General features: G+C 69.0%; 25 protein-coding genes. 18 read left to right on the top strand and 7 right to left on the bottom strand.

From position 1 onward, the window contains the following. Positions 1-107 precede the first annotated feature (107 nt). The 10 genes from ABZ664_RS21445 to ABZ664_RS21400 all read left to right on the top strand — a co-directional run bounded on the left by ABZ664_RS21445 (position 108) and on the right by ABZ664_RS21400 (position 13,492). Complete coding sequence (locus ABZ664_RS21445) at positions 108-2,633, top strand: histidine kinase (RefSeq protein WP_362512418.1); 2,526 nt, start codon at positions 108-110, stop codon at positions 2,631-2,633. 274 nt (positions 2,634-2,907) lie between these two features. Continuing rightward, entirely contained in the window at positions 2,908-3,513 is a 606-nt protein-coding gene (locus ABZ664_RS21440; protein ID WP_362512415.1) for a response regulator transcription factor, read from the top strand. Positions 3,514-3,777: 264 nt separating this feature from the next. After that, positions 3,778-5,193, top strand: coding sequence for a salicylate synthase (locus tag ABZ664_RS21435; protein ID WP_362512412.1), 1,416 nt, complete (start codon positions 3,778-3,780; stop codon positions 5,191-5,193). Continuing rightward, the gene (locus ABZ664_RS21430; protein WP_362512409.1) at positions 5,190-6,398 is read left to right on the top strand and encodes a ketoacyl-ACP synthase III family protein; all 1,209 of its coding nucleotides are present in this window, start codon (positions 5,190-5,192) and stop codon (positions 6,396-6,398) included. The genes ABZ664_RS21435 and ABZ664_RS21430 overlap by 4 nt, the downstream gene beginning before the upstream one ends. Further along, positions 6,399-8,150, top strand: a complete 1,752-nt coding sequence (locus ABZ664_RS21425; protein ID WP_362512406.1) for an AMP-binding protein — start codon at positions 6,399-6,401, stop codon at positions 8,148-8,150. A 7-nt stretch (positions 8,151-8,157) separates the two neighbouring features. Further along, positions 8,158-8,439 (top strand): phosphopantetheine-binding protein, encoded by a 282-nt coding sequence (locus tag ABZ664_RS21420; protein ID WP_362512403.1) that lies wholly within the window; start codon positions 8,158-8,160, stop codon positions 8,437-8,439. Further along, positions 8,436-9,911 (top strand): amidohydrolase family protein, encoded by a 1,476-nt coding sequence (locus ABZ664_RS21415; protein ID WP_362512400.1) that lies wholly within the window; start codon positions 8,436-8,438, stop codon positions 9,909-9,911. Before ABZ664_RS21420 ends, ABZ664_RS21415 begins: the two co-directional genes overlap by 4 nt. A 13-nt stretch (positions 9,912-9,924) precedes the next feature. Then, positions 9,925-10,695, top strand: coding sequence for a 2,3-dihydro-2,3-dihydroxybenzoate dehydrogenase (locus ABZ664_RS21410; RefSeq protein ID WP_362512397.1), 771 nt, complete (start codon positions 9,925-9,927; stop codon positions 10,693-10,695). 59 nt (positions 10,696-10,754) lie between these two features. Further along, positions 10,755-11,462: an isochorismatase family protein gene (locus ABZ664_RS21405; protein ID WP_362512394.1), complete on the top strand. Its 708-nt coding sequence runs from the start codon at positions 10,755-10,757 to the stop codon at positions 11,460-11,462. Between the two features lie 56 nt (positions 11,463-11,518). Further along, positions 11,519-13,492 carry a chorismate-binding protein gene (locus ABZ664_RS21400; RefSeq protein WP_362512391.1) on the top strand — a complete coding sequence of 658 codons (1,974 nt, stop codon included), beginning with the start codon at positions 11,519-11,521 and terminating at the stop codon, positions 13,490-13,492. Positions 13,493-13,684: 192 nt separating this feature from the next. On the opposite strand, the gene ABZ664_RS21395 is transcribed toward ABZ664_RS21400, so the two are convergent. After that, positions 13,685-14,020 (bottom strand): helix-turn-helix domain-containing protein, encoded by a 336-nt coding sequence (locus ABZ664_RS21395; RefSeq protein ID WP_362512388.1) that lies wholly within the window; start codon positions 14,018-14,020, stop codon positions 13,685-13,687. Positions 14,021-14,182: 162 nt separating this feature from the next. Here ABZ664_RS21395 and ABZ664_RS21390 point away from each other — a divergent pair, with 162 nt between their 5' ends. Both ABZ664_RS21390 and ABZ664_RS21385 read left to right on the top strand, forming a co-directional pair. Further along, on the top strand, positions 14,183-15,109 hold the full coding sequence (locus ABZ664_RS21390; RefSeq protein ID WP_362512385.1) for an NAD(P)-binding domain-containing protein: 927 nt from the start codon (positions 14,183-14,185) through the stop codon (positions 15,107-15,109). 4 nt (positions 15,110-15,113) lie between these two features. Next, entirely contained in the window at positions 15,114-16,004 is an 891-nt protein-coding gene (locus tag ABZ664_RS21385; protein WP_362512382.1) for an NAD(P)-binding domain-containing protein, read from the top strand. 138 nt (positions 16,005-16,142) lie between these two features. Here ABZ664_RS21385 and ABZ664_RS21380 read toward each other — a convergent pair whose 3' ends face one another. Together ABZ664_RS21380 and ABZ664_RS21375 are read right to left on the bottom strand one after the other, a co-directional pair. Continuing rightward, a complete protein-coding gene (locus ABZ664_RS21380; protein ID WP_362512379.1) occupies positions 16,143-17,150 on the bottom strand; it encodes a sporulation protein in 1,008 nt (335 codons plus the stop codon). Positions 17,151-17,254: 104 nt separating this feature from the next. Then, complete coding sequence (locus tag ABZ664_RS21375; RefSeq protein ID WP_362512376.1) at positions 17,255-18,130, bottom strand: ion transporter; 876 nt, start codon at positions 18,128-18,130, stop codon at positions 17,255-17,257. 256 nt (positions 18,131-18,386) lie between these two features. On the opposite strand from ABZ664_RS21375, the gene ABZ664_RS21370 reads away from it, so the two are divergent. After that, positions 18,387-18,968, top strand: coding sequence for a hypothetical protein (locus ABZ664_RS21370; RefSeq protein ID WP_362512373.1), 582 nt, complete (start codon positions 18,387-18,389; stop codon positions 18,966-18,968). Positions 18,969-19,447: 479 nt separating this feature from the next. On the opposite strand, the gene ABZ664_RS21365 is transcribed toward ABZ664_RS21370, so the two are convergent. Continuing rightward, positions 19,448-19,807 (bottom strand): ATP-binding protein, encoded by a 360-nt coding sequence (locus ABZ664_RS21365; RefSeq protein ID WP_362512370.1) that lies wholly within the window; start codon positions 19,805-19,807, stop codon positions 19,448-19,450. A 155-nt stretch (positions 19,808-19,962) separates the two neighbouring features. Next, a complete protein-coding gene (locus ABZ664_RS21360; protein WP_362512367.1) occupies positions 19,963-20,322 on the bottom strand; it encodes a hypothetical protein in 360 nt (119 codons plus the stop codon). Positions 20,323-20,545: 223 nt separating this feature from the next. On the opposite strand from ABZ664_RS21360, the gene ABZ664_RS21355 reads away from it, so the two are divergent. From ABZ664_RS21355 to ABZ664_RS21345, 3 genes are read left to right on the top strand one after another with little or no spacing between them, the layout of a single operon-like run. Then, positions 20,546-21,373, top strand: a complete 828-nt coding sequence (locus ABZ664_RS21355) for a helix-turn-helix transcriptional regulator (protein WP_362512364.1) — start codon at positions 20,546-20,548, stop codon at positions 21,371-21,373. Continuing rightward, positions 21,364-21,570, top strand: a complete 207-nt coding sequence (locus tag ABZ664_RS21350) for a DUF397 domain-containing protein (RefSeq protein WP_362512361.1) — start codon at positions 21,364-21,366, stop codon at positions 21,568-21,570. The genes ABZ664_RS21355 and ABZ664_RS21350 overlap by 10 nt, the downstream gene beginning before the upstream one ends. A gap of 42 nt (positions 21,571-21,612) precedes the next feature. Then, positions 21,613-21,819, top strand: coding sequence for a DUF397 domain-containing protein (locus tag ABZ664_RS21345; protein ID WP_362512359.1), 207 nt, complete (start codon positions 21,613-21,615; stop codon positions 21,817-21,819). A gap of 245 nt (positions 21,820-22,064) precedes the next feature. Here the strand turns inward: ABZ664_RS21345 and ABZ664_RS21340 are convergent, their stop codons facing one another. Further along, positions 22,065-22,589, bottom strand: a complete 525-nt coding sequence (locus ABZ664_RS21340) for a GNAT family N-acetyltransferase (RefSeq protein ID WP_362512356.1) — start codon at positions 22,587-22,589, stop codon at positions 22,065-22,067. 250 nt (positions 22,590-22,839) lie between these two features. Here ABZ664_RS21340 and ABZ664_RS21335 point away from each other — a divergent pair, with 250 nt between their 5' ends. Beyond that, a complete protein-coding gene (locus tag ABZ664_RS21335) occupies positions 22,840-23,292 on the top strand; it encodes an NUDIX domain-containing protein (RefSeq protein WP_362512353.1) in 453 nt (150 codons plus the stop codon). A gap of 95 nt (positions 23,293-23,387) precedes the next feature. Here the strand turns inward: ABZ664_RS21335 and ABZ664_RS21330 are convergent, their stop codons facing one another. Next, positions 23,388-25,208 carry a helix-turn-helix domain-containing protein gene (locus ABZ664_RS21330; RefSeq protein WP_362512350.1) on the bottom strand — a complete coding sequence of 607 codons (1,821 nt, stop codon included), beginning with the start codon at positions 25,206-25,208 and terminating at the stop codon, positions 23,388-23,390. A 430-nt stretch (positions 25,209-25,638) separates the two neighbouring features. Between ABZ664_RS21330 and ABZ664_RS21325 the strand changes: the two genes are divergently transcribed. Next, the coding region (locus tag ABZ664_RS21325) for a M23 family metallopeptidase (RefSeq protein ID WP_362512347.1) at positions 25,639-26,420 on the top strand (782 nt) is incomplete at its 3' end.

Raw genomic sequence — 26,420 nt, 5'->3', positions numbered from 1 at the left:
GAGCTACGCAAATAGGCCTATCTAAGCTTATTTGGCTGATATAGATTGCTTCAGGGTCTCGGGATGATGGGGACGGGAAACCGGTCGGGCTTCGAAGGAGACGATCGATGACGGTTGACGCCGACTCCCCGCAGGGTTGGCGCGGACTCGCCAGGTCGCTGCCCGGTTCATCTCGGAGAACCCGGAGAACGCGGCACAGGGAGCGCGGACTCGCCGCCCCCAGGGTGGCCCGCGCGATCATTGTCGCCGTTCTGTACGGCTACGTGTTCAACGCGCTGATGTTCGTATGGGGAAGCGGCCTGCCGAGCACCGAACTGTCGGGCTTCGCCGGCTGTCTGCTGGCCGCGCTTTTCCTGCAACTCGCGCATTCGACACAGGAGGCTCTGAGCTGGCCCGTACCGCTCCGCGTTCTCACACTTTCGGTACAGGCCGTTGTTACTTTCCTGCCTTTCACGTGGGTCGGCCCGCAGGCGGGATCCATCGCGGGATTTCTCGCCGGGTCCATGCTGCTGGTGGTGGCGGGGCCGTGGCGCTGGGGGCTCTTCTGCGCCGTCGCGGCCGGCGTCGGCGTGCTGCTCGCGCTCAGGGAACAGCACCTGATGGTGGTGGACGTCGTCTACAGCGTGTACTTCACCCTGCTCACCGGGCTGATGGTGTACGGGGTCAGCTCGCTGGCGTCCCTGGTGAGGGCGGTCCACGCGGCGCAGGGGGAGTTCGCGCGGATGGCGGTGGCGCGGGAGCGGCTGCGGGTGGCGCGGGATCTGCACGATCTGCTGGGCTACAACGTCTCGGCGATGACGCTGAAGAGCGAGCTGGCCTACCGGCTGCTTCCGGGGGCGGCCGAGCGGGCGCGCAGCGAACTCCGCGACGTCCTGGTGGTCGCCCGTCGCGCGCTGGCGGAGGTGCGGGTGGTCGCGGGCGGATATCTGCCCATGTCGCTGGCGGCGGAGGCGGAGTCGGCGAAGACGATGCTGTCGGTCGCCGAGATGCGGGCGCGGGTGGAGGTCTCGCAGGACGGCCTGCCCGAGGCGTTGGACACGATGCTGGCGATCGTGCTGCGGGAGGCGGTCACCAACGTGCTGCGGCACAGCAAGGCGCAGCACTGCGAGATCGAGGCGTGTGTCGAGAAGGGCCGGGCGCGACTGCGGGTCTGCAACGACGGGGTCGAGCCGGAGGTGGGGAGTCACCCGTTCGAGGCCGGTACGGGGCTGGGGAATCTCAAAGGCCGATTGGAGGCGGCGGGCGGACGGCTGTCGGTCACGGTCGACGGTGAGTGGTTCCGGTTGATCGCGGAGGCCCCCGTGGTGCCGGTCACCGCGAGGACCACGGTTTCCAAGGCGGCGGGGGTGTCCGGCACGCCGGAGGGCGAGTCCGCGCGACCGGACGCGCAGGGTGACGGGCCACCGGGCAGGGGCGCGGCACGGGCCTGGCATCTGCGGGTGGCCCGCTTCATCGCCGTGCTGGTGCTGTCGGGGTACGGCCTTCTCATCGTGGTCAACGTGCTGGCGACGCAGGCGAGCCCGCTCGAACTAATGGGATTCACCGCCTGCGTCGCCGTACTGGTCGGCGTGCAGATCGTCGACTCCCTGGGGGAGCCGCGTTCGTGGCCGGGATGGGTCAGGAAGGCGACCCTGCTGGTGCAGACCGTCGCCACGGTCCTGCCGCTGCTGTGGATCGGCGCGCCGTGGGGTTCGATGGGAGGCTTCCTCGCCGGGGCGGTGCTGCTGATGGTGGCGAGCCGCTGGCGGTGGGCGCTGTACGCGGCGATCGGCGCGGGCGTGCTGCTGCTGTCGGTGCTCCAGGGCGACACGGTGGAGTGGACCGCGTACCTGGTGATCTCCACGCTGCTGACCGGCCTGGTGGTCTTCGGCATCGGCTCGCTGTCGGACCTGGTGGCGCTGGTGGACCGGGCGCGGGGGGAACTGGCGCGGATGGCGGTGACCCAGGAGCGGCTGCGGGTGGCGCGGGATCTGCACGACCTGCTGGGGAACGACCTGTCGGTGATGATCGTCAAGAGCGAGCTGGCGTACCGGCTGCTTCCGGGGTCGGCGGAGCGGGCGAAGAGCGAGGTGGCGGAGGTGCTGGAGATCGCGCGGCGGGCGGTCGCGGACGTCCGGGCGGTGGCCGGCGGATACCGGCACATGTCGTTCGGCGCGGAGTTGGACTCGCTGGTCTCCACGCTCGCCGCCGCGGGAATCGACGTCGAGGTGAGGATCCCCGAGGGCGTGACCGCGGGAAAGCTGGACGCGGTGCTCGCGGTCGTGTTGCGGGAGGCGGCCACGAACGTGCTGCGGCACAGCAGGGCGCGGCACTGCGTGATCGAGATGGCTCTGGACGAGGCCGGGGCGCGGCTGTGCGTGACCAACGACGGGGTGCCGCCGGGGACGCTCTCCGACGTCCGCGACGGTTCCGGGCTGGGGGACCTCGCGGAGCGGCTGCGTGCCGTCGGCGGGCGGCTGACGGCCGAGGTCGTCGACGGCATGTTCCGGCTGGTCGTCGTCTTCCGTGCGGAGAAGCCGAGGAACATGCCCGGAAGCACGCGGGAGGACAGGCCCGATGCCTTGTCCGGGGATATGCCGAGGGATGTGGAGAGAACGGACGGCGACGGGGGTGATTCGGCCGGATCGTTTTGACTGACAAGTCAGAGTAAGCAGCTGTCAGATTCCTGTGGCATTGCCAAACGTAATTGACTGGGTACTATTCGGATCAAGATCGGTGAGTCCAGTAGGCTTGATCGAACAGTGGTGAGGCGTATATGGATGGGAATCGCCTCGTGAGGTCGATCGAGAGGCTGGTCGCCGAGCCGCCCGTGAGGACGATCGCGGGATCACCTGCGAGATCGAGAGACCCTGTCGCGTCCGGTGTCGTTTCTCGTCCTGAAGCCGAAGTCCGGACAGGAGTGCCGCTGTGCTGAAGATCCTCCTCGCCGAGGACGTACCGATGGTGCGCGGAGCGCTGGCGGCCCTCCTCGACATCGAGCCCGACCTCACGGTGGTGGCCCAGGTGGGCAGCGGGGACAGGATCGTGCCGACCGCGCTCGAGACACGCCCCGATGTCGCGATCATCGATGTCGACCTGCCCGTGCTCGACGGTCTCTCCGCGGCGGAGGAGCTGCACACGAAGCTGCCCACCTGCCGGACGCTGATCCTGACCGGCCTGGGAAGGCCCGGCACCCTTCGGCGCGCCCTCTCCGTCTCGGTGTCCGGCTTCCTCCTCAAGGACACGCCCTCGGAACGCCTCGCCCAGGCGGTCCGAGAGGTGGCCGCGGGGCGTCGTATCGTCGACCCGCAGCTCGCGCTGACCGCGTGGGACGTCGGGGAGAACCCGCTGTCCGGACGTGAGGTCCAGGTCCTGAGGCTGGCCGCGGGTGGCGCCGAGCCGCCGGAGATCGCGGCCATCATGCACGTGTCCGTCGGGACCGTGCGCAACTATCTCACCAAGACGGTCACCAAGCTGAACGCCAGGAACCGGGTGGACGCCATCCGTATCGCCACCGAGGCCGGCTGGATCTGACCGGCCTCCGACCGGCCTCCGACCGGCCTCTGGTCGGCCAGGCCGGCTGGATCCGACCGGCCGCGACCTCGCGTTTCTCCGGTTCTCCCACCCTTTTCCCGGTCACCGTTCCGCCTCTCCTGTTTTCTTCTTCGCCATTCCGTCTTCGCATCCTGAAAAGGATGTCTTATCGCGGGCCCATTGTCCTGATTTTGTTACCGGCTTAGCGTAATTGCTGGTAACAAAAAGAGCCGGCTTCTCACGGCCAGGAAAGGATGCCCGCAGATGAGTTCCAACAGGTGGCTGCACTACTTCGAGACGCAGGTCCCCCTCTCAGAGGAGCCGCCGCGGGTCGCGGCCAGGCTCGCCGCCTCCGGCCCGTACGCGGAGTACGTCGTGTACGAGAGCGGAGGGAAATGGTCCTACGCGGCAGGCGCGCGGGCCGAGGTCACGCTGGACCGCACCGGTGCCCGGCTGACCCAGGAGAACGAGCCCGACGTCGTCCTGCCCTGGAGCGACCGGCCCCTGCACCAGGTGGCCCGGCTGCTCGACATCGTGAAGGTCCCCGCCTGGCGCGCCTACGGCTGGGCGACCTTCGAGCTCTCCTACGCCAAGGACGGCAAGCTGGACCACGTCGGCGACAACCGGCTGCTGCACCTCGTGGTGCCGAAGGCCGAGGTCCGCATCGAGGACGGTCACGCCCACCTCCGCGCCGCCGACCAGGAGACGCTGACCGCGCTGCTGGAGACGATCTCCAGCCCCACGGTGACCTCCGAGGCGCAGCCGAAGCCGCTGGACGTGCGCGAACACGGCGAGGACGCGTACCGGACGGCGGTGAGTCTCGCGGTCGAGGAGATCAACCAGGGCGACCTGCACAAGGTCATCCTGTCGCGGGTCGTCGACGTCGACGAGGACATCGACCTGATCGCCACCTACCTCGCGGGACGCCGGGGCAACAACCCCGCGCGGTCGTTCCTGCTCAACCTCGGTGGCGTGGAGACGACGGGGTTCAGCCCGGAGATCGTGGTCAAGGTGTCCGCGGACGGTCGCGTGGTGAGCCAGCCGCTCGCCGGGACGAGGGCGCTCACCTCCGACCTGATCGAGAACGAGAGCCTGCGCGCCGACCTGCTCGCCTCCGCCAAGGAGATCTACGAGCACGCGATCTCGGTGAAGGTCGGCACCGACGAGCTCGTCGACGTCTGCGTGCCCGGCTCGGTCGAGGTGCCGGAGTTCATGGCGATCCGCGAACGCGGCAGCGTCCAGCATCTCGCCTCCCAGGTGTCCGGCAAGCTCGCCCCCGGCCTTCGGGCGTGGGACGCCTTCGGCGCGGTCTTCCCCGCCGTGACCGCGTCCGGCGTGCCCAAGGAGGCCGCGTACACCACGATCCGCAGGCACGAGCCCGAGTCGCGGGGCCTGTACAGCGGGGCCGTGCTCACCGTCGACCACAACGGCGAGATGGACGCGGCACTCGTGCTGCGCAGCGCCTACCGCCAGAACGGCCGCACCTGGCTGCGCGCCGGGGCCGGCATCGTCGGGCAGTCCACTCCCGAGCGGGAGTTCGAGGAGACCTGCGAGAAGCTCGACAGCGTGGCGCGCTACCTGGTTCCCGCCGGCGGGAGAGGCGCCCTGGCGGCCGACTTCGCCGACTCCGCCGACCTGGACGCGGACCTGCTCTCCGCCGTGGGGGGCGGCGCGCGATGAGGGTCGACGACATCTACCTCGCGGGGGTGGGCACGTACCTGCCCCCCGTGGTGACCACCGAGCACGCGGTCGAAAAGTCCTGGTACGACCGGGCCGACCGCGAGGCCTCCGGGATGGAGGCCGTGATGGTGGCCGGCGAGACGCCGGCACCGGAGATGGCGGCCCGCGCGGCCCAGGTCGCGCTGCGCCGCTCTGGCCACGGTCCCGACGACTTCGGCGCGCTGCTGCACAGTGACAGTTACCACCAAGGGCCGGACGGTTGGTCGGCGCCGCACTACGTGCTGCGCAGGACGCTGGACCGGCCGATCACCGCCCTGGAGATCCGGCAGGGCTGCCTCGGCATGATCGCGAGCCTTGAGATGGCCGCGCACCGGCTGATCGCCGACCGTGGCAGGGACCGCAAGGACGCGGTGCTGCTGACCGCGGGCGACAACTTCTCGGCCCCGCAGGTGGACCGGTGGCGGGCCTCCAGGATGTTCCTGCTCGCGGACGGCGGCGCCGCCGCGGTGGTCTCGCGGCGCGGGGGCTTCGCCCGGGTGCTCGCCTTCGGGACGGTCTCCAACCCCGGGATGGAGGAACTGCACCGGGGCGGGGAGGTCATCTTCCCGCCCGGCGTCACGATCGGCCGCTCGCTGAACTTCGAGGAGCGCAGCGACTACTGGCGCAGGCAGTGGGCGGCGGGCATCGCGCCCCCCATGGGGCACTTCGGCGAGTGCGTCGCCGAGGCGGCCGAACGGGCGCTCGATGAGGCCGGGATCTCCATGGAGAAGGTCACCCGCGTCTGCCACACCGGCTTCGCGCGGGGCTCCCTGGAGGCGATGTTCCTCGACCCCCTGGAGATCGACGCGGACCGGGGCCTGTGGGACTTCACCCGGGGGATCGGGCACGCCGGCGCCGCCGACCCCTTCATCGGCCTGGAGCACCTGTGGACGAGCGGACAGGTCGTCCCCGGAGACCACGTGCTGCTCATCGGCAGCGCCCCCGGTATGGAGGCCGGATGCGTGGTCCTGGAGATCATCGCCCCGTACGAGCCCGGCGACCACGAGTCCGAGAGCCGCGGGTCTGAGAGCAACGAGCTCCAGAACGACGACCACGAGCCCGAGGACCAGGAGATCCAGAACGACGACCACAGGCGCCCGGGGCACGAGCCGCGAGACGGCGACCACGGGCCGGAGAACCGCGAGCCGGAGAACGGAGGCCGGTAGATGCTTGACGGATGCACACCGTGGCCCGAGGCGTTCGCCACCCTTTACCGGAGTGAGGGCATCTGGCGCGGAGAGCGCCTCGGCGACCTCCCGAGGAGCTGGGCCCACGCGTTCGGAGACCGTACGGCACTGGTCGCGGGAGAGCTGCGCCTGTCCTACCGGGACCTGGAGAACCGGATCGACCGGATGGCGGCGGGATTCCACCGCCTCGGGGTCGAGCCCGGCGACCGGATCGTCCTGCAACTGCCCAACGTCCCCGAGTTCGTCGTCGTGGCCTTCGCGCTCTTCAGGGCGGGCGCCAAGCCCGTCTTCTCCCTCGCGTCGCACCGGGCGAACGAGATCAGACACCTGTGCGAGCTGTCCGGCGCGTCCGGATACGTCGTCCCCGGCGTCTATCGCGGGTTCGACCACACCGCGCTCGCCCTGCGGATGGCCGACGAGGTGGCGAGCCTGCGCCAGATCTTCGTCCTGGACGCGGAGACCGGAGAGGGGGGCGACTCGGGGAGCGGCGACGAGACCGGCACGGCCGGTGGGACGGTGATCCCGCTCGCGCGGGTGGACGCCGACCCAATCCCGCTCCCGGAGAGCGACCCCTCGGACGTGGCGTTCTTCCTGCTCTCCGGCGGGACGACCGCGCTGCCCAAGCTGATCCCGCGTACGCACGACGACTACGCGTACCAGACGGGAGCGGTGGCCGAAGTCTGCGAGCTCGGCGCGGACGACGTCTACCTGGCGGCGCTGCCGGTGGAGTTCAACTTCACCTGGGGTTGCCCGGGGGTCGTCGGCACGCTCGGCCGGGGCGGCACGGTCGTGCTCGTCGAGACCCCGGTCGCCGAGGACTGCTTCCGCGCGATCGAGCGGGAGCGGGTCACCATCACCTCGGTCGTCCCCACCGTGGCGCAGCTCTGGCTGGAGGAGGCGGCGTGGGGGGAGGCGGACCTGTCCAGCCTGCGCGTGCTGCAGATCGGTGGGGCGAGGCTCCAGCCGGAGCTGGCCGCGCGGATCGAGCCCGAGCTGGGCTGCCGCCTCCAGCAGGTGTTCGGCATGGCCGAGGGACTGCTCTCCATGTCCAGGAAGGACGACGACCCCGAGTCCGTCGTACAGACCCAGGGGCGGCCGATCTCACCGGCCGACGAGGTGCGGATCGTCGACGAGCACGACGCCGAGGTGCCCCCGGGCGTCACCGGCGAGCTGCTCACCCGCGGCCCGTACACCCTGCGCGGCTACTACCGCGCCGAGGAGCACAACCGGCGGGCGTTCACCGAGGACGGCTTCTACCGCACCGGCGATCTGGCCCGGCTCACCCCCGAGGGGAACCTGGTCATCGAGGGACGGCTGAAGGACGTGGTGATCCGCGGCGGAGACAAGATCTCGGCCGGAGAGGTGGAGGGCCATCTGCTCACCCACCCCTCGGTCGCGAGGGCGGCGGTCGTACCGGTGCCCGACGAGTTCCTCGGCGAGCGGATCTACGCGTTCGTCGTCCACCGGGGTGAGAAGCCGGCGCTGGCCGAGCTGAAGCGGGCGCTGCACGAGCGCGGGCTCGCCGAGTTCAAGCTGCCGGACCGCGTGGAGTTCGTCGACGACTTCCCGCTCACCCCGCTCGGCAAGATCGACAAGAAGGTGCTCGCCGCCGCGGCGAAGGACCCGGCCCTGTCCCGCGACTGGGCGCCCGCGCCGTCCGCCCCCGACCACCGGGAAATCCCCGAACACGAGAAGACCCTCGTGCGCCCGCTCGCACGCCAGGAAAGGTGAACCAGACATGCAACGCGATATCTCGGCACCGCCCACGACCGACGACCTGCGGCGGGCCATCGCGACGATCGTCGGAACCGAACCCGGCGAGATCACCGGCGACGCCAATCTCGTCTTCCTCGGGCTGGGATCCCTGGAGATGATGCGGCTCGTCACCCGGTGGCGCCGGCAGGGTATCGCCGTGGAGTTCGGCGAGCTCGCCGCCGAGCCGACCGTCGACGCCTGGCAGAGGCACCTGCACGCGGCCTGGGAGGCCCGGCAGGTGAAAACGGGAGAGGCCGCCCGATGAGCGCGCTGCTGATCCGGGGCGGCTGCCTCTACCCGGCCGACGCCGAGGCGCGTGTCGTCCCCGACGGCTCCGTGCTCGTCGAGGGCGAGCGGATCGTCGCCGCGGGGAGCACCGAGGAGGTCGAGGCCGTCCTGGAGCCCCGGCAGCGCGAGAACCTGCGCACGATCGACGCCAGGGGGAAGATGATCCTGCCCGGCTTCGTCAACGCGCACTGGCACGACCTGTTCGCCATGCGGTTCCCCTTCAAGGGCGCGTTGCGGCCCGCCGCCGACCGCGAGGACAAGCCCGCGTTCATGGCGCTGGGCGGCGACCTCCGGCAGATCTCGATGGTCTTCGACTCCTTCCACGACCAGATCGACCGGCTCACCCCTGAGGAGGCCGAGGCGATCGCCCGCTACTCGATGTGGACCCAGCTGCGCTCCGGCGCGACCACCCTCGGGGACGTGGGCTCGTTCAACCGGCCGGAGGCACTCGCCTCGGCCGCCCGCCACCTCGGCATGCGGTGCTCGGTCAGCACCTGGGCGAGCGACGCGGTGTGCGCCCCCGGCGAGTCGCGGTTCCGCAGGACCCGCGACGCCGACGTGGTGCTGCGGCGGATCGAGGACCTGCTGCGCGCCTGCGAGAAGGACACGAGCGGGCTGGTACGGGCGAGGCCGACCTCGGTCTACGGGGTCAACATGACCGACGAGCTCGGCGCCGGTCTCGCCGAACTCGTCGCCAGGTACGACGTGCCGTTCGCGACGCACGTCGGCGCGCTGCGCAACGAGGCCGAGGTGATGCGGAGCTACTACGGCACGACCCCGGTACGCAGGTTCGCCGACCTCGGCCTGCTCTCCGACCGGTTCATGGCGGTGCACTGCGCGTTCGCCGACGAGGACGAGCGCAAGATGCTCGTCGCGGCGAACGCGCACATCAGCCACTCGCCGGCGAAGTACGGCCCGGCGGGGGAGTCCTCGCTCACCGAGACCCGGGTGATCCCGGAGTTCCGGCGCGCCGGGCTGGACGTCTCGCTCTCCACCGACGGCGCCGCGCTGCCGATCGGCGGCATGGCCGAGGCGATGCGGGTCACCTGGCAGATCTACAACGAGATGTACGCCGACCCGACCGAGGTGCTTCCGACCGACGCGCTGGCGATGGCCACCCGGACAGCCGCCCGAGGGCTGGACTGGGCGGAGGAGATCGGCAGCGTGGAGGCCGGCAAGCAGGCCGACCTGCTGCTCGTCCCCGCCGACGACTGGCGCTACCTGCTCAACCCGCGCCCGCTGGAGAGCTTCCTAGCCCTCGGCGGCTCGGCGGACGTGGACACCGTGATCGTCGCGGGCCGGACCCTGGTGGAGGGCGGCAGGGCCACCGGTCTCGACGAGGACGAACTCGAAGCCGACTACCTTGAGGCACTCGGAACCTTCTCTGTGCGCTGTCTCGGTGTCGATCCCGACCTGGTCGCCACGCTAACCCGCGCGGCACGAAGATGAGGAGGCATGACCGATGCGCGATAAAACAGCCCTGGTCACCGGGGCGGCAGGCGGTATCGGCGAGGCGGTGGTGTGGGCGCTGGCCGCCGAGGGCGTCGCCGTCGCGGCGGTGGACGCGAACGCCGAGGCACTGAACCCGCTCGTCAAGGAACTCTCCGAGGCCGGGCACCGCGTCCGGGGCTTCGTCGCGGACGTCGCCTCCAGCGCCGAGGTGGACGCCATGGTGGAGCGGGCGGAACGCGAGCTGGGACCGATCGACTACCTGGTCAACGCCGCCGGGGTACTGCGCGTCGGCGCGGGGGCCTCGCTCAGCGACGACGACTGGGACACCACGTTCGCGGTCAACGCGACCGGCGTGTTCCACGTCAGCAGGGCGGTGGCGAACCGGATGATCCCCCGGAGCTCCGGGGCGATCGTCACGCTGGCCTCCAACGCGGCGAGGACCCCGCGCTGGAACATGGCCGCCTACGCGGCGTCCAAGGCGGCGGCGAGCAGCTTCACCAAGTGCCTGGGGCTGGAACTCGCCAAACACGGGATCCGGTGCAATGTCGTCGCCCCCGGCTCCACCGACACGCCGATGCTGACCTCCCTGTGGAACGGAGACGACGCGCTGCGGATCTCCATCGAGGGCGCGCCGGAGACTTTCCGGGTCGGCATCCCGATGGGACGGCTGGCGCGGCCCGCCGACGTCGCCGACGCGGTGCTCTTCCTGCTCTCCGACCGCGCCGCGCACATCACCCTGCAGGACCTCACGGTCGACGGCGGCGCCGCCCTCGGCAACTGAGCACGACCCCGGCCCGCCGAGGCCGGAACCCGATACTTCACGAAGAACGGAGGCACACCATGGCGATCCCGGCGATCGACTCCTATCCCATGCCGACCGAGGACGAACTGCCTGAGAACATCGCGCGCTGGACCGTCGATCCCGATCGCGCGGTGCTGCTCGTCCACGACATGCAGAACTACTTCCTGAGCCCGTTCCCGCGCGGACAGGCCCCCACGACCGACCTGGTGGAGAACGTCGTGGCCCTGCGGACGCGCTTCGCCGCGCTCGGCGCGCCGGTCGTCTACACCGCCCAGCCGGGAGGGATGACCGACGAGCAGCGCGGCCTGCTCAAGGACTTCTGGGGCTCGGGAATGAGCACCGACCCCGAGCACCGGATGATCCTGGACCGGGTGGCCCCCGCCGGACCCGACGTCGTGTTCACCAAGTGGCGGCCCAGCGCGTTCTGCCGCACCGGCCTGCTCGACCTGTTGCGCGAGCGGGGTCGCGACCAGTTGGTGATCTGCGGGGTGTACGCCCACGTCGGAATCCTGATGACCGCTCACGAGGGCTTCTCCGAGGACATCCAGACCTTCGTGGTGGCGGATGCGGTGGCCGACTTCTCGCGGGAGTACCACCGGCAGGCGCTGGACTACGTGGCGTCGCGATGCTCGGTGACGCTGTCCACCCGGTCCGCGCTGGCGATGCTGGACGAGGCGGTCGCGGACAAGGTGGCGTTGAACGAGGTGGCGTTGCACGAGGCGGCCCTGGAAGGAGCGGCACGGTGACCGGGCCGGCGACCCGGACAGGGGCCGAACCGACGACCCGGACGAAGGCCGGCGCGATGACCGGAACAACAGCCGACATGAGGAGCGAGACGACCCTGCTCGACCGGATCCTCGGTCCGGACGCGCCCCCGTTCGCCCTGCTGCACCGTCCCGGCTCGACCGGCGCGGACCGGCTCGACCTGCTCATCGGGGAGACCACCGAGGTGAGCCGCATCGCGGACATCCCGCTTCCCTCCGACGACGACTCGCGGAGCGCCGGTGCCCGGCACGAGGTGCTCGCGATGCTGCCGTACCGCCAGATCGGCGAGCGCGGGTACGCGTTCCCCGACGACGAGGCCCCGCTGCTCGCGATGACCGTCGTCGACCAGGCCGTACTGCCGATGAGCGAGATCCTCGACCGGCTCCCCGACGGGCCGATCGAGCTGGGCGAGGGAGACTTCGACTCCGACGACGAGGAGTACGCGGCCACCGTGCGCCGGGTGCTGTCGGAGGAGATCGGCCGGGGGACCGGCGCGAACTTCGTCATCAAGCGGTCGTTCTCCGCCGAGATCACCAACTGGTCGACCCGCACGGCGCTCGCGTTCTTCCGGCGGCTGGTCGGCAGGGACCCCGGCTGCCACTGGACCTTCGTGATCCACACCGGCGGGCGTACCTTCGTGGGCGCCTCACCGGAGCGGCACATCACCCTCGACGCGGGCACCGTGGTGATGAATCCGATCAGCGGCACCTACCGGTATCCGGCGGACGGCCCCGAGGTGTGCGGGGTGCTCGGCTTCCTGTCCGACAGCAAGGAGGCGAACGAGCTCTACATGGTGCTCGACGAGGAGCTGAAGATGATGGGCCGGGTGTGCGACCTCGGTGGTCGCACGGTCGGCCCTTACCTCAAGCAGATGGCGCGCCTGGCGCACACCGAGTATCTGATCGAGGGGCGCAGCTCGCTGGACGTGCGGGACATCCTGCGCGAGACCATGTTCGCGCCCACGGTCACGGGCGGTCCGCTGGAGAGCGCCTGCCGGGTGATCAGCCGCTACGAGCCGGAGGGCCGGGACTACTACGCGGGCATGGTCGCGCTGATCGGCCGGGACGAGACGGGCGCGCGGGCGCTGGACTCCGCGATCGTCATCCGCACCGCCGACATCGACGCGTCGGGCCGGATGCGGATCTCCGTCGGCGCCACGCTGGTCCGCGACTCCGACCCGGCCTCCGAGGCGGAGGAGACCCGGACGAAGGCGGCCGGGCTGCTGGAGGCGCTGCGCCACGCGCCGGGCGGCGGCATCGGCGCCTCCGCCCCGGTGGTGGACATGAGCGTCCATCCGAAGGTACGGCGGGCGCTGATCGAACGGAACGCGCCGCTCGCCGGGTTCTGGTTCGAGGGACCGGACAGCAGGAGGCACCTGGTGCCGAGGCTGGTCGGCCGCAGGGTGCTGGTGATCGACGCCGAGGACACCTTCACCGCGATGGCGAGGCACCAGCTCGCCGCGCTGGGGTGCGAGGTCAGCGTGCGCCGGTTCGACGAGGACTACCGGCTGGAGGAGCACGATCTGGTCATCGTCGGCCCCGGTCCGGGGGATCCGAGGGACCACGCCGACCCCAAGATCGCCCATCTCAGGGAGACGACACTGCGCCTCCTTGAGCTGGGCATCCCCTTCATGTCGGTCTGCCTTGGCCACCAGGTGCTCAGCACGCTGCTCGGGCTGGAGATCAGGCGAAATCCGTTCCCCAACCAGGGGGTGCAGCGGAAGATCGAATTCATGGGACGGACGGAGCTGGTGGGCTTCTACAACACCTTCGCGGCCCGCAGCTCCGCCGACCGGTTCCCCTGCCGGGAGCGCGAGGGCATGGTGGAGGTGTTCAGGGAGGTGTCGAGCGACGAGGTCCACGCGTTGCGCGGCCCCGGCTTCGTCTCGGTGCAGTTCCACCCCGCGTCGGTGCTCACCAGGAACGGCGTGGAGATCCTCGGCGAGGTCCTCAGCGACCTGCTGGTGCACGCCGAGCGTCCCGTCCCGGCCGGGGCGGGAGTCTCCCGGTGAGTTCTCGCCCGTGCGGGTCCCGGCTCCTGCGGTGAGCCCTCGTCCCGCGCGGCCTCTCCGGGTGAGCTCTCGTCCCGTACGGGCTCTCCCGGTGAGCTCCCGTTCCGTCCGGAGGCTTCCGGTGGGCTCCCGTCCCGCGCGGGTCGGGGCTCTCCCGGCGAGCGTGCCGACGAGACGGAACAGCGGAAACGGTCAGGGGCGGGGGAGGGCCTCGATGGTCTCCATGTGCGACTCGCCCCAGTCGCCGAGCGGGATGAGCGCGGCGTTCAGCGAGTGGCCGAACTCGGTGAGCGAGTACTCCACCTTCGGCGGAACCTGGTGGTAGACCTCACGGTGCACCAGGCCGTACGACTCCATCTCCCGCAGCTGCTGGATCAGCATCTTCTCGCTGATGCCCGACACGCTCCGCCTCAGCTCTCCGAACCGGAGCGGGTTGTAGTGGAGGGCCCACAGGATCAGCGCCTTCCACTTGCCGCCCACGACGTCGATGGCGGCGTCGAGCCCGCACGAGTAGGTCTGCTTCTTCATCCGGCTCCCCATACTTACAAAAAGGTTAGTACCTGACAAAATAGTAGGTACTTGAGGAAGTTTCAGCGGCGCGACAGCATCAAAACGTCCCAGCCCCGGGGTCACGAAGAAATCCGGGCCTGGGACCTTCGCATGCCGACACCGTATGAAACAGGGGGATAAATGAATATCGACGGCCGCCCGCCGGTGACAGTCATCGGCCTGGGGGCGATGGGAAAGGCGCTCGCCGGAGCCTTCCTGGACAACGGCCACCCCACGACCGTCTGGAACCGTACGGCGGGGAAAGGCGGGGAACTCGCGGAGCGGGGCGCGACCGAGGCGGCCACCGCCGCCGAGGCGATCGCCGCGAGCCCGCTCGTCGTGGTCTGCGTGCTGGACGACGCCGCCGTACGCGACATCCTCAGCGCACCGGCCGCGTCCGAAGCCCTGGCGGGCCGGACCCTGGTGAACCTCACCAACGGCACCCCCCGCCAGGCGCGCGAACTGGCCCGCTGGGTGTCCGCCCAGGGCGCCGACTACCTGGACGGCGGCATCATGGCGGTGCCCCCGATGATCGGGCGTCCGGGATCGCTCGTCCTCTGCAGCGGATCGCCCCGGGCCTTCGCCGCCCACGAGCGGACCCTGTCGGCGACGGGCACCGTCAGCTACCTGGGCGAGGACGCGGGCCGGGCGGCCCTCTACGACATCGCCCTGCTCAGCGCGATGTACGGGATGTTCGGCGGCTTCCTCCAGGCCGTCGCCCTCGCCGGCTCGGAGAAGGTCCCGGCGACGGAGTTCACGCCGATGGTGGTCTCCTGGCTCAACGCCATGATCGCCGGCCTGCCCAACATGGCGAAGGCGTACGACACGAACGACCACTCGGCCACCGTCTCGAACCTGGAGATGCAGGCGACGGGCTTCGTCAACCTGCTGGAGACCGGCAGGGACCAGGGCATCGGCACCGAGCTGCTTGAGCCCATGGGAGCGCTGCTTCACCGGGGGGTCGCCGCAGGCAGAGGCGGCGACGGCCTCTCGGCCCTGATCGACCTGCTCCGTACGGACCCCGCGAAGGGCTCGGACGCCGGATCGAACGACCTCGGATCGGAGTAAGAAGATGACCCACGACCATCCCGTACCGGTGACGGTCCTCGGCCTGGGACCGATGGGGCAGGCGCTGGCCGGAGCCTTCCTGGGCAACGGCCATCCCACGACCGTCTGGAACCGCACGGCCGCGAAAGCCGAAGCCCTCGTCGCGCGGGGCGCGACCCGCGCGGACACGGTCGCCGACGCGGTCACGGCGAGCCCGCTCACGATCGCCTGTGTGATCGACTACGATGCCGTGCGGGCGATCGTCGAACCGGCCGCCGACGCGCTGAAGGGTCGCACCCTGGTCAACCTCACCGCCGACACCCCGGAGCACGCGCGCCGGATGGCCGCGTGGACCGCCGAGCGCGGCGTCGACTATCTCGACGGCGCCATCATGACCCCGACGCAGACCATCGGCGGACCGGCGGCCGTCGTCCTGTACAGCGGGCCTGAGGAGATCCACCGCGCCCATCAGCGGGCGCTGGCGAGCCTGGGCGGCACCTCCGCGTACCTGGGTGCGGATCCCGGAAGGGCGGCGGCGCACGACCTCGCCCTGCTCGACCTCTTCTGGACGTCCATGAGCGGTCTCGTCCACGCCTTCGCACTGGCGTCCGCCGAGAACATCGCCGCCAGGGACCTCGCTCCGCTCGCCAAGGGGATCGGCGCCCTGCTGCCCGACATCATCGACGAGTTCGCGGAGCAGGTCGACAACGGCGAGCACCCGGGCGACGAGTCCACCATCGTGTCGGCCGCGGCCAGCATGGAACACATCATCCATGCGGCCCGCGCCCGGGGCATCGACACCGGCGTGATGAACGCCGCCCACGCCGTCGCGAGGCAGGCGATCGACGCGGGTCGGGGCGGCGAGAGTTTCTCACTCCTGGCGGAGGTGCTCAAAAGGCCCGTACCGGCACCCTGACCGGCTACGCCTGCGGCAGGTACTGAGGAAACCACGACGCGTGGCCCGCCCCGCTGCGCGGGCGAGACGGGCTGTCGGCGGTGTGGCCTCTCCGGTGAGATCAACCGAGATCAACGGGTTGATCTCACCGAGGTCTCACTACTCGTCTTCGCCCTCGTCGTCCTCGAAGATCTCGTCGACGACCTCGGCGGCGACGAAGCCGCCGACCACACCGGCAGCCCCGGCCGCGGCGACGCCGCCCCAGCCAGGCCCGCTGCCGTGGCCACCGTGATGGCCGCCATGGTGACCGCCGTAGTGGCCGCCGCCCTGGTGGGCGTACGGGTCGTGGTGACCGCCGTAGGGGTCGTGGCCGCCGGAGTGGAAGCCGCCGTGCCCGTGCTGGGACAGAGCGGCGAGCCAGCCGTTGATCTCGGCGGCCCAGTCACGGCGCGGGGCCTCGTCGTGGCTGGTCTGCCAGCGACCGAAGGCGTCCCCACCGGAGCTGTAGCCGCCGGAGCGCTTGTCGGCCTCCACGATGACGTCCAGACCCACGGGACTGGCGACGAAGGTGAGCTCGACCTCGTTGATCTGCCCGGCGTACGCGGGCGGCGGGTAGAACTCGATCTCCTGGTAGAACGGCAGCTGCTGGCTGACACCGTAGAGGTGACCGTGCTCCAGGTCGGCGCTCTTGAAGTGGAAGCCGAGCCGCACGAACGCGTCGAGCACGGCCTGCTGGGAGACGAGCGGGGCGATCTCGACCGGGTCCATGTCGCCCTTGTCGACGGCCGCGGCGATCGCGAGCTCGGTGCGCACCCCCATGACCATGCCGTGCAGGCGCTGGCCCATCACCTCGGTGACGGGGGCCTCCCACGGCACCGGCAGCTGGAACGGCACCACCCTGTCCTCGCCGCTGCGCAGCCGGAACGGCCCGCTGACCTGCGTACGGAAGAACTCCACCAGGCCCGTCTGCTCACCCTCGCCGTGCTCAGACTCCATCCTGGTGACCAGGCCGAGGGCGATGTACTCGATGTCGGCGTCGAAGTCGCCGCCCTTGACACGCACCTCGCCGCTCAGGAGCTCGCCGGGCCGCACCCTGGGCGCGGCCAGCACGGTGTCAACCGAGGGAGCTCCGACCCCGAAGGCCCCCAGCATCCGTTTGAAGATCACGGTTTCCTCTCTCTGTCTGGTGTGACGGTCGAGATGGAAACGATCACTCCGTGGCCCGGGTTCCCGATGTCCCATGCCGGATCGGCAGGTAAGAAAAACGTGTCTCACCTGGCGCGGAGGTCACAGGTGCACGATTCCTGCCGAGGTGTAGGTGTCATGTCCGTTGTGTCCACCGCGTCCACCGCGTTCGCAGTGTTCGTTGTGCCGGGGGCCCGCATCGCCTCGACCGTGGCGTTCAGCCGGGAGAGCTCCTTCAGCACGGTGTTGAGCTTGTCCTCGGTCCGCTGCTCCTCGGCGGAGGTGTTGTAGTCGTCCATCGCGTTGACCACCACGGCGACGAAGAGGTTGAGCACCACGAAGGTCGTCATCAGGATGTAGATGACGAAGAAGGTCCAGGCCCAGGGGATTTCGTCCATCACCTGATCGGCGATGTCGGGCCAGGCCTCGCCCGTCATGATCTGGAACAGGCTGAACAGCGAGGTGGGCAGTTCGTCGAAGTAGTCGGGGGCCACCTCGCCGAACAGCTGGGTGGCGAGGACGGCGAAGACGTACATCACCAGGGCGAGCAGTCCGACGATGGAGGCCATGCCGGGGGTGGCGGCGAGCAGGGCGTTGACGACCTTGCGCATGCTGGGAACGGCCGCGACCAGCCGCAGCGCGCGCAGGATGCGCAGCGCCCGCAGGACCGAGGCCGGGCCGGAGGCGGGCACCAGCGCGATGGCCACGATGACGGTGTCGAACCAGTTCCAGGGATCCCTGAAGAACGCGCCACGGTAGGCGTACAGGCGGGCTGCGAGTTCGACGACGAAGATCGCGACCACGATCCGGTCGGCGACGTGCAGCAGGCCCCCGATCCGCTCGATGAGGAAGGGGGAGGTCTCGGCGCCGATCGTGATGGCGTTGAAGACGATGACGGCGATGATGAACCGTTCGAGGAGGGGGTTTTCGAGGAGAGAACGTACCCGGTCTCGGTCTGGCAAGTGGTCAGCTCCTGCTGGGGGCGAGACTGCGACAACGATGATCGTAAACACGTGCGAGCAGGGATCGGCGAGACGATCGAGGTATGACCTCCCTCACAACCGGACATTCGGGGCTGTCGGCCGCGTCGCCGCACTCCCTCCCGGCTCCGGCAGGGCGAAGCTCATGTGCGGCGGGAACGGCCCGTTTCCGCCGCGAGACTCCCATCGCAAGAGATATGCAAATCCCCCGCAAGTCGGGATCAATAGCATCGCCACCATGATGAAGAGAACGATCACGCTGGCCGCCGTCGCCGGAGCCGCCGTGCTGGCGGCCCAGCTCCCCGCGTCCGCGAGTTCCTCCACCGCGCTGCTCCGGCTGCGCGGCGGTTTGACGTTGGAGATCCCGAACTCCTGGCGGGTGTACGGGACCGCGGACCAGGTCCGGGTGGTGACCGGTGCCTGTGCGCGGCCCAACGGCGGCTACTTCCAGCCAAAATGTGACAGCTTCTGGGTGATGGGGCCGAAGGCCCTCAAGTCCGGCGCCGAGGGCTTCAGGCGCTACAACCCCGACCAGGGGCCGTTCTACCCGGCCTCCGACGTGGTGCCCTGCGCGACCAACCCCAAATACGGCCAGGTCATCGGCAAGGCGATCGCGGTCGGCTACCGCAACATCGGGGTGGCCCACAAGGCGCACTACCGGGTCTGGCCGGGCCGGTGCGTGACCTACAGCGGCGGCGAGCAGAAGTCGACGTTCAAGCAGCGCGAGTGGTACCTGCCCCAGTCGAAGATCCTCATCATCGACCAGTGGGCCACCCCCGGCCTCGCCACCATCCTGAAAAACGCCACCTGGGACAACTGACCACTCACTCGAACCGCCCTTCCGGTTCCAGGGAGCCGCTCCCTGGAACCGGACGGTTGCGGTCCGAGGTGGAAGATTACGAAGGTCACCCGCATGACCTCATTCTGTGACTACTCTGCGTCCGGACAGGCTCGGCAGGAGCCGTCGGTGAGCGGATGGTGGAATCAGGGGGTGAAATGGAGCTTCAACGAGGTCACGCGGTGAGTGAAGGCCCTCAAATGGTCACTCGGCACGGAGGGCGGGCGGCCGACGCCATCGACATCGCCGAATGCCGCCCAAAAAGCGACGCTCCGGACTTCAGGCGATTCCTTCTCGCCGCTCCCGACTGGGACGACGACATGGATTTCCCGCGAAACCGGGACCTTCCCCGGGAAGTCGATTTCCACTGAACTCTGGTCAGTCGAAGAAACAGGGATTTATCCGACACTGGGTGTCCGTCGTCAACCCGTTCGACGTGCTGACCTCCACGACCCTGGGCACTACCCCGTGACCTGGTACCAGACCGACCTGCCCGTGCCGTCGTGGTGGGATCCCCACTCGGTGGCGAGCAGGTCGACGAGCCACAACCCTCGCCCGCCGTCGTCGTCGGCCTCCGGTACGCGTACGGCGGGCGCGCTCGTGGCGGAGCCGTCGTCGGTGACCTCCACGTGGACCAGCGTGGTGGTGCGGGCCAGGTAGACGGTGAGGCGGCCGTCCGTGGTGCGTCCGGAGTCGGAGTGGGCCACCGCGTTCGTGGCCAGCTCGCTCAGCAGGAGCAGTACGTCGTCGAGCACCGGGGCCGCGACGCGCCCGGCCAGCAGGTCCCGCGCCCAGGCCCGCACCTCCGGCACGGATGCCACCCGGCAGGGAAAGACCTGCCGCCAAGCGCTGTACGGCCCACCCGCCCACGGCATCGTGTCGTGACGCCCGGCTTCCGCCGGTGACATCGTTGAAGTCCCGTCACCGCGATGCCCGGAGCGGTCGCTCTCTTCCCCCTGCGTCTCCCGCTCGGACCTCATGCGGTCACCGCCGACATGATCATGTCGGCCGCGTTGTCGGCCTCCGCCCAGACCCATTCCCCGCGCTGCCACAGCCGTGCCCACCAGGGCCGCCAGACGAACGCCCAGCCGCAGTGGCGCCGGACGACCGTGATCCTGACCGGTGTCGCGCCCGTCGCGGTGTGCATCTCCAGAATCGGCTGCCCGGCCACCGGAAGGACCAGCGAGGTGCACACCCCGAGCCCGTGCAGATCCCAGCTGAGCCGGGTCAGGTGAACGAATCGCGCACGCCGCTCGACCGCCGTGACGCTCCTGTCCTCCGGATGCGTACGACGAATACGGTCGAGGCGTGAAAGGTCACCGTTCTGATCATTCATCACTCGTTCTCGCCCCTGATTTAAAAGTATGAGGATGCTTTCTTTTTCGTCCTGTCTCTCCGAGAAGACGTGTGATTAGATTGCCCGCGTGGCAGGTGGATTCATGGCCGGATCGACACCCCGGTGGATGCTCTGGAATGTCGGGCGAGGGTTTCCTCATACCAGGGCCTGGAATCGCCGCTATAACCAAAAATCCGTTTTTCTCTATTTCAGGAGGAATGCGATGAGCGACGAGATCCCCCCGGACCCGGGCTCCCCCCGCGCGCGCTTCGGCGCCGAGATGCGCCGCCTGCGCGAGGCCGCCCAGCTCTCCCAGGCCGCCGTGGGCAGACGCCTCGGCTGCACCCAGACTCAGGTGAGCCGCCTGGAGAGCGCCGCCCGCACCCCGTCCAAGTCCGACGCCGAGCGCCTGGACGCCCTCTTCGGCACTAACGGCAGCACGTACTTCACGGACCTGCGCGAGTACATCGTGGCCAGACACGGCGGCCCGGTCTGGTTCATGAGCTGGACCAAGGAGGTCGAGCCGTTCGCCATCACCATGCGTTCATGGGATCCACTGCTCGTCCCTGGGCTCCTTCAGGTCGAGTCTTACGCCCGGCATGTGCTCAGCTATAGCCCTCGGCTCACTCCTGACGAGTTGGAGGAGCGCGTACAGGCACGTGTGCGACGCAGGGAAGTCCTTGAGAAAGAAGATTCCCCCCTGTTTACAGCTCTTATCGATGAAGGAGTGTTGCATCGCAGGGTTGGAAGCGCAGAAGTAATGCGCGAACAGTTTGATCACTTGCTGGAGATGGCTAAACGGCCGACCATCTCCATACAAGTTGTCGATCCGCAGTGCATAGCGGGCATGTCCGGCGCTTTCATGATCGCTGAACTACCGGGTGGTCAGCCGGACACCATCCACGCGGACTCCTCGGTGCAGGGGCAGGTTACGACCGAGTACGAATTCGTAGTTTCCATCAAAAGTCAGTATGAAGCGTTACGGCGATGGACTTATCCTGAGCACATGTCCCTCAAAATGATCGAGGAAGCGAGGCAGGGATGGACCTGAGCAATGCAGTGTGGCGGAAGTCATCGCTTTCTGGTCCAAATGGTGGCCAGTGCGTCGAAGTCGCCGCCAATCTGCCGGGCGCGGTCGCGGTCCGTGACAGCAAGGATCCTCACGGCCCCAACCTGCTCTTCACTCCCGGTGAGTGGCGGGCCTTCGTCGGTGGCATCAAGTCCGGTGAGTTCGACCGCCTGGTCTGATCGCTCCGGAGCGTGGGAATCGCTCACAGGAAGGAGACAGGAGTGGATCTGAGTGTCGCGGTATGGCGGAAGTCGTCGCTCTCCGGAGACAACGGCGGCCAGTGTGTCGAGGTCGCTGCCAACCTGCCGGGCGCGGTCGCGGTCCGCGACAGCAAAGACCCGCACGGCCCCCACCTGCTCTTCACCTCCACCGGGTGGCGGTCCTTCGTTCGTGGCGTCAAGGCGGGAGACTTCGACCCTCTGAGCTGATTGCCGGGATTGAGCCGTTTTCGGTTATCCCTTAATGGCGAATAGGAGTTCGTCCTTTTCGCTACCGCAACCCCCGATCGGTCACCGATCGGGGGTTTTGTGCATCCAGTAACGGTCTTGAGATGAGCCGGGATAAGAAGTTCACATCGGGGCCAGCCCACACTGACGTGGTGGTGAGCGCGCTGGACACGGCACTTCGCGCGGTTAGCGGCGCTAACCTCGCCAGGTGACCGATCGCCGGCGCCTTATCGGCGAATCCGGTACAGCACATGTCGGCGTAGCGGCCCGTCGGGCACGTTTGGGTGGTCGAAGTCGGCGTCGGGGTCACGGGTCATGCCGATCCGGTGCATCACCGCGTGGGACCGCAGGTTGGTGGTGGTCGCCATCGCGACGATCTCCGGCAGTTCGAGGGTCTCGAAACCGAAGGTCAGGCAGGCCAGGGCGGCTTCGGTGGCGTAGCCATGGCCCCATGCCGAGCGCGCCAGCCGCCAGCCGATCTCCACGCCGGTGAACGGCATGCCCTCGACCGGACTCAGGCCGGTGAAGCCGACGAACTCACCGGTCGCCACGACCTCCACCGCCCACCACCCGTAGCCCCGCCTGCCGATTTCTTCCTGGATGCGGGTGAGGAAGGCGGCACTCTGCTCATGCGTCAGCAGGTCCGGGAAGTGTTCCCGGACCTCGGGGTCGGCGTTCATCGCGGCCCAGGGAGCCAGGTCGGAGTCTCGCCACTGGCGGAGCAGGAGACGGTCGGTGCGCGGTTCGAGCATGCGGCCACGCTAACGTGATCAAGCTTGGAGAGTCGATCGGTTTCGCCGAAGGGCGATCCCGGTCCGTGGCGGGGGACTGCCGGCCCACGACGGAGACCTCCCGGTCAGGTGCCGGATGTCCAGCGGGGCGAACCCGATCGAATCGCCGTCGGTCTCGTACGAGACGGGGCCGAGTGACGGCGCCGCATCGTCTTTTCCCGATAGCGTCCAGCCCTCAGACAGGCGCCGACCCGCAGATGGGACCTACCCCGTGAAGAAGCTGATCGTCCGGCTCTGGAGGCTCGTCAACGGCTCGCTCCAGTGGCGCATCCTCTGGCTCCGGCACGCCAAGTTCACGGTCGGGGTGACCGGGATCGTCCGGGACGCGGATGGCAACGTGCTCCTGCTGAAGCATCGCTTCTGGCCGGTGGGCAGGCAGTGGGGGCTGCCCACCGGGTGCGCGAACAGGTCGGAGACCTTCGAGGACACGGTCCGCCGCGAGGTGCGCGAGGAGACCGGCCTGAAGGTCGACGTCGGAGAGCTCGTCCACCTGAAGAGCGGCTACAAGCTCCGCCTGGAGGTGGCGTACGAGGCCGAACTCGTCGGGGGAACGCTCGAAATCGACGATTTCGAGATCCTGGAGGCGAGATGGTTCGCGCCACACGATCTGCCGAAAGAGATGCAGGAGGCACACCGCCGGCTCATTCACCGCGAACGGTTTTGACTTCCAAGCCGGACGTTGACGTGCCCTGCCGAGCACCGAACGAGCGTTTCAGAGGCAGGCTCGGCCGACCTCCCGGGCGATCCTGTTCGAACGCCTCACCGCCCTGAGAGCCGCGGCCGGTCTGGGGCGGGCGTACTCCGATCAGGACGATCAGGAGGGGTGTCGCCTCCTGCGAATGGAGGCGATGGCCACCCGCTACGGAGTTCCGGCAGCTCCCGTCGGTACCGTAAGTAGTGGCCGAGCCCGCGCAGCATCGTCGCCTCACCCAAACGATCATTGGCCCGTCGGCAGGCGGTCTGCGCCACCCTCAGGGCCCGCTGCCAGTCGTCGTAGTATCCGCGCAGCTCGTAGAAATCGGCGCCGCACCCGGCGAGGCAGCGCGTCGTCGCGGCCAGGCCCGCCTGTGCGCAGGCCGACATCAGCGCGGCCAACGCCTCCCGCTCGGCTTCGAACCATTCGACGGGCTGTTCGGCGGCGACGGCCGCCGCCCGCCGATCGACGATGGTCGCCGGGTGGTCCTTGTCGTCGAGGTGGAAGCGCGGGGAGTCCAGGTGTTCTTGAGCCTTCCTGGCCAGGGCGAGCCAGCCGGTGGCGGCACGGTCGAGCGCGGATGTCCATTCGGTCTGGTCGATCTCGGACTCCCGCCGCTCGCGCGCGTACAACCGGGTGATGTCGTGAAACCGGTATCGCAGCTGGCCCGCCTGGTCGGGACCGAGTGCCTCCAGCAGTCGCGCGTCGATCAGCTCTTCGAGGACGGCGGCTCCCACGGCCGGATCGACGCCCAGCAGGGCGGCCACCGACCACTCGGGAAACGACGGCACCCCCAGCTCGCCGAGCAGCGCGAACACCCGGGCGGCGGTGGGGGTGAGTCCTTGATGGGCGAGGTGCAGTCCCGGACGTACGGCCAGGTCGCCGTGGCGCAGCTCGTCGAGTCGTTTGCGTTCGTCGGCGAGCCGTTCGTTGAGGGTCTCGACCATCCAGTAGGGGCGTGCGGCCAGCCGCGCCCCGGCGATCCGGACGGCGAGCGGCAGTCCGTCGCACGCCGAGACCAGGTCGAGCGCGGCCTCGGGCTCGGCACGTACCCGGTCCTCGCCCGCCACCCGGCACAGCAGCTCGACGGCCGTCGGCCCGGGCAGCGGCCGCAGGTCGATGGAGGAGACGCCGGGAAGGCCGGTCAGTGGTAACCGGCTGGTCACCACCACCGCGACATCCTTGGTCGGCAGCAGCTGCTCCATCTGGCGGTATCCACCCACGTCATCGACGACGAGTAGCACCTGTTGCACCGCCAGCCTGTCCCGAAACAGCGCGGCGTGCGCGTCCACACCGGTGGGCAGGGCCGATCCGTGCACGCCGAGTGTCCGCAGCCATTGGGCGAGCACCTCGACGGGGTCGACGGGATCGGCGGTGGCGCCGCGCAGTGCCGCGTACAGATGCCCGCCGGGGAACCACGACGAGAACCGGTGACCGGCGTGTACGGCGAGGGCGGTCTTGCCGATGCCCGGTGGCCCGGAGAGCACCGCCAGCCTCGGGTTGCGGTTGCCGGGATCGAGGATTTCAGCCAGCTGGGCGAGTTCCTCGTCGCGGCCGACGAAGTCGGGAAGGTCTGCGGGGAGTTGCCTCCACATCAGGTTGGCGGCGGGGGTGCTCTCTGTCTGAGGGCTGCGGTCCGGTCGGCCGGTCCGGCTGGCCCAGAACAGCGAGTGGCCGATGGCGACAAACTCCTCCCGTTCCTGGCCGGCCAGATCCAGCGCCGTTACCAGCTGCTCCAGTGAACGGGGCCGCGGACTTCGGCCGCGCCCCCGTTCCAGTTCGGCGACCGAGCGGGAACTGATGCCCGCACGTTCGGCAAGCGCTTCCTGAGTGAGGCCCCCACGGAGCCGATGGCGTCGAAGCAGCACGCCAAACACGTCCTCCACGTCTGATGCCTCCCGTGATCAGATGTGAATGCCCATGCGATATGTAGTGGTCAGTTTTCGGACGCGTCCCCCACGTCTGACGCTTCCCCTGACCGGATGTGATTCCACACCATATGTCGTGATCAACGTCCGGTTCAATGTCCGGCTGAACGTCATGGTGCGTTGATCGGACGCCGGGTTTCATGAAGGCAACGTTCACACAGAGCAACCAACGCTTTCCGAACCCGCTGTCCCACACATGGTGACTCGGCACTTTTGCCTGGTCACCGCGACTCGCGCGACGCTACGACCTGCGGCATCAGATCACCGTGACGCTTCGTGGACGTCGTCCCCCCTCCGGCCGATCGCCGGAATCCCACGCACAGACGAATGCCGAGCCTCTCTTCGACGAGAGATCGGCCGGTGCGGTCGATCCCCAGCTAGGAGCCTCATGTCCATATCCGCTTTCTTACGAGCAGGCATCTCCGCCGTGCTCGTCGCGGCCTTCGGCGTGCTCGCCACAGCGAGCGCTGCCACCGCGGCGGCAGCCCCGAATCTGCAGTTGCCCTTCCCCTGTGACCAGAAGTGGCGGCTGGACACCTGGGCGCACGCCCCCGCGCTCGACATGGTCAAGGAACCCGACCAGCACGGCACCGACGGCGCCACACTGATCGCCCCCGCCGCCGGGACGGTGAACCAGTCCTTCTACCACAGCAACGCCGGCAACGTGATCCAGATCAATCACGGCGGCGGCTACTACACGACCTACCTGCACCTGGAGTCCCGTGCCGTCTCGGTCGGGGCGAGGGTGAACATGGGAACGACGATCGGCAAGGTCGGCAAGACCGGCCCGACCTCCAACGGGCATCCGCACCTGCACTTCGAGCTCGGATACGACTCCAACGGCAACGGGGAGGCATCCTGGGGATTCGCGGGCTCCGAACGGGTCAGGCCGACCTTCAACGGCGTCGCCTACGGCGGAGCGAACAACCAGACCTCGCGTAACGTCACCAGCCGCAACTGCTCCACCTCTCCCACCCCCTCGCGCGAGGCTCCGGCGATGATGCGTGATGACGGTGATGGGTCGATGACGATCTGGCGGTGGTCGTCCAATGGGTCGTCGTTCGCGCGTGCGGCCGATTATGAGTCCGGTGGGTGGACGATGTCGCAGGTCGGTGAGCGGGTCGCCGCGGGTGATGTGGATGGTGACGGTGCCGATGATGTGGTGGCGGC

Source organism: Streptosporangium sp. NPDC006930 (assembly GCF_040635605.1).
GTDB lineage: Bacteria > Actinomycetota > Actinomycetes > Streptosporangiales > Streptosporangiaceae > Streptosporangium.
The sequence above is the reverse complement of the archived record's forward strand: the minus strand, read 5'-3'. Positions and strand labels throughout refer to the sequence as shown.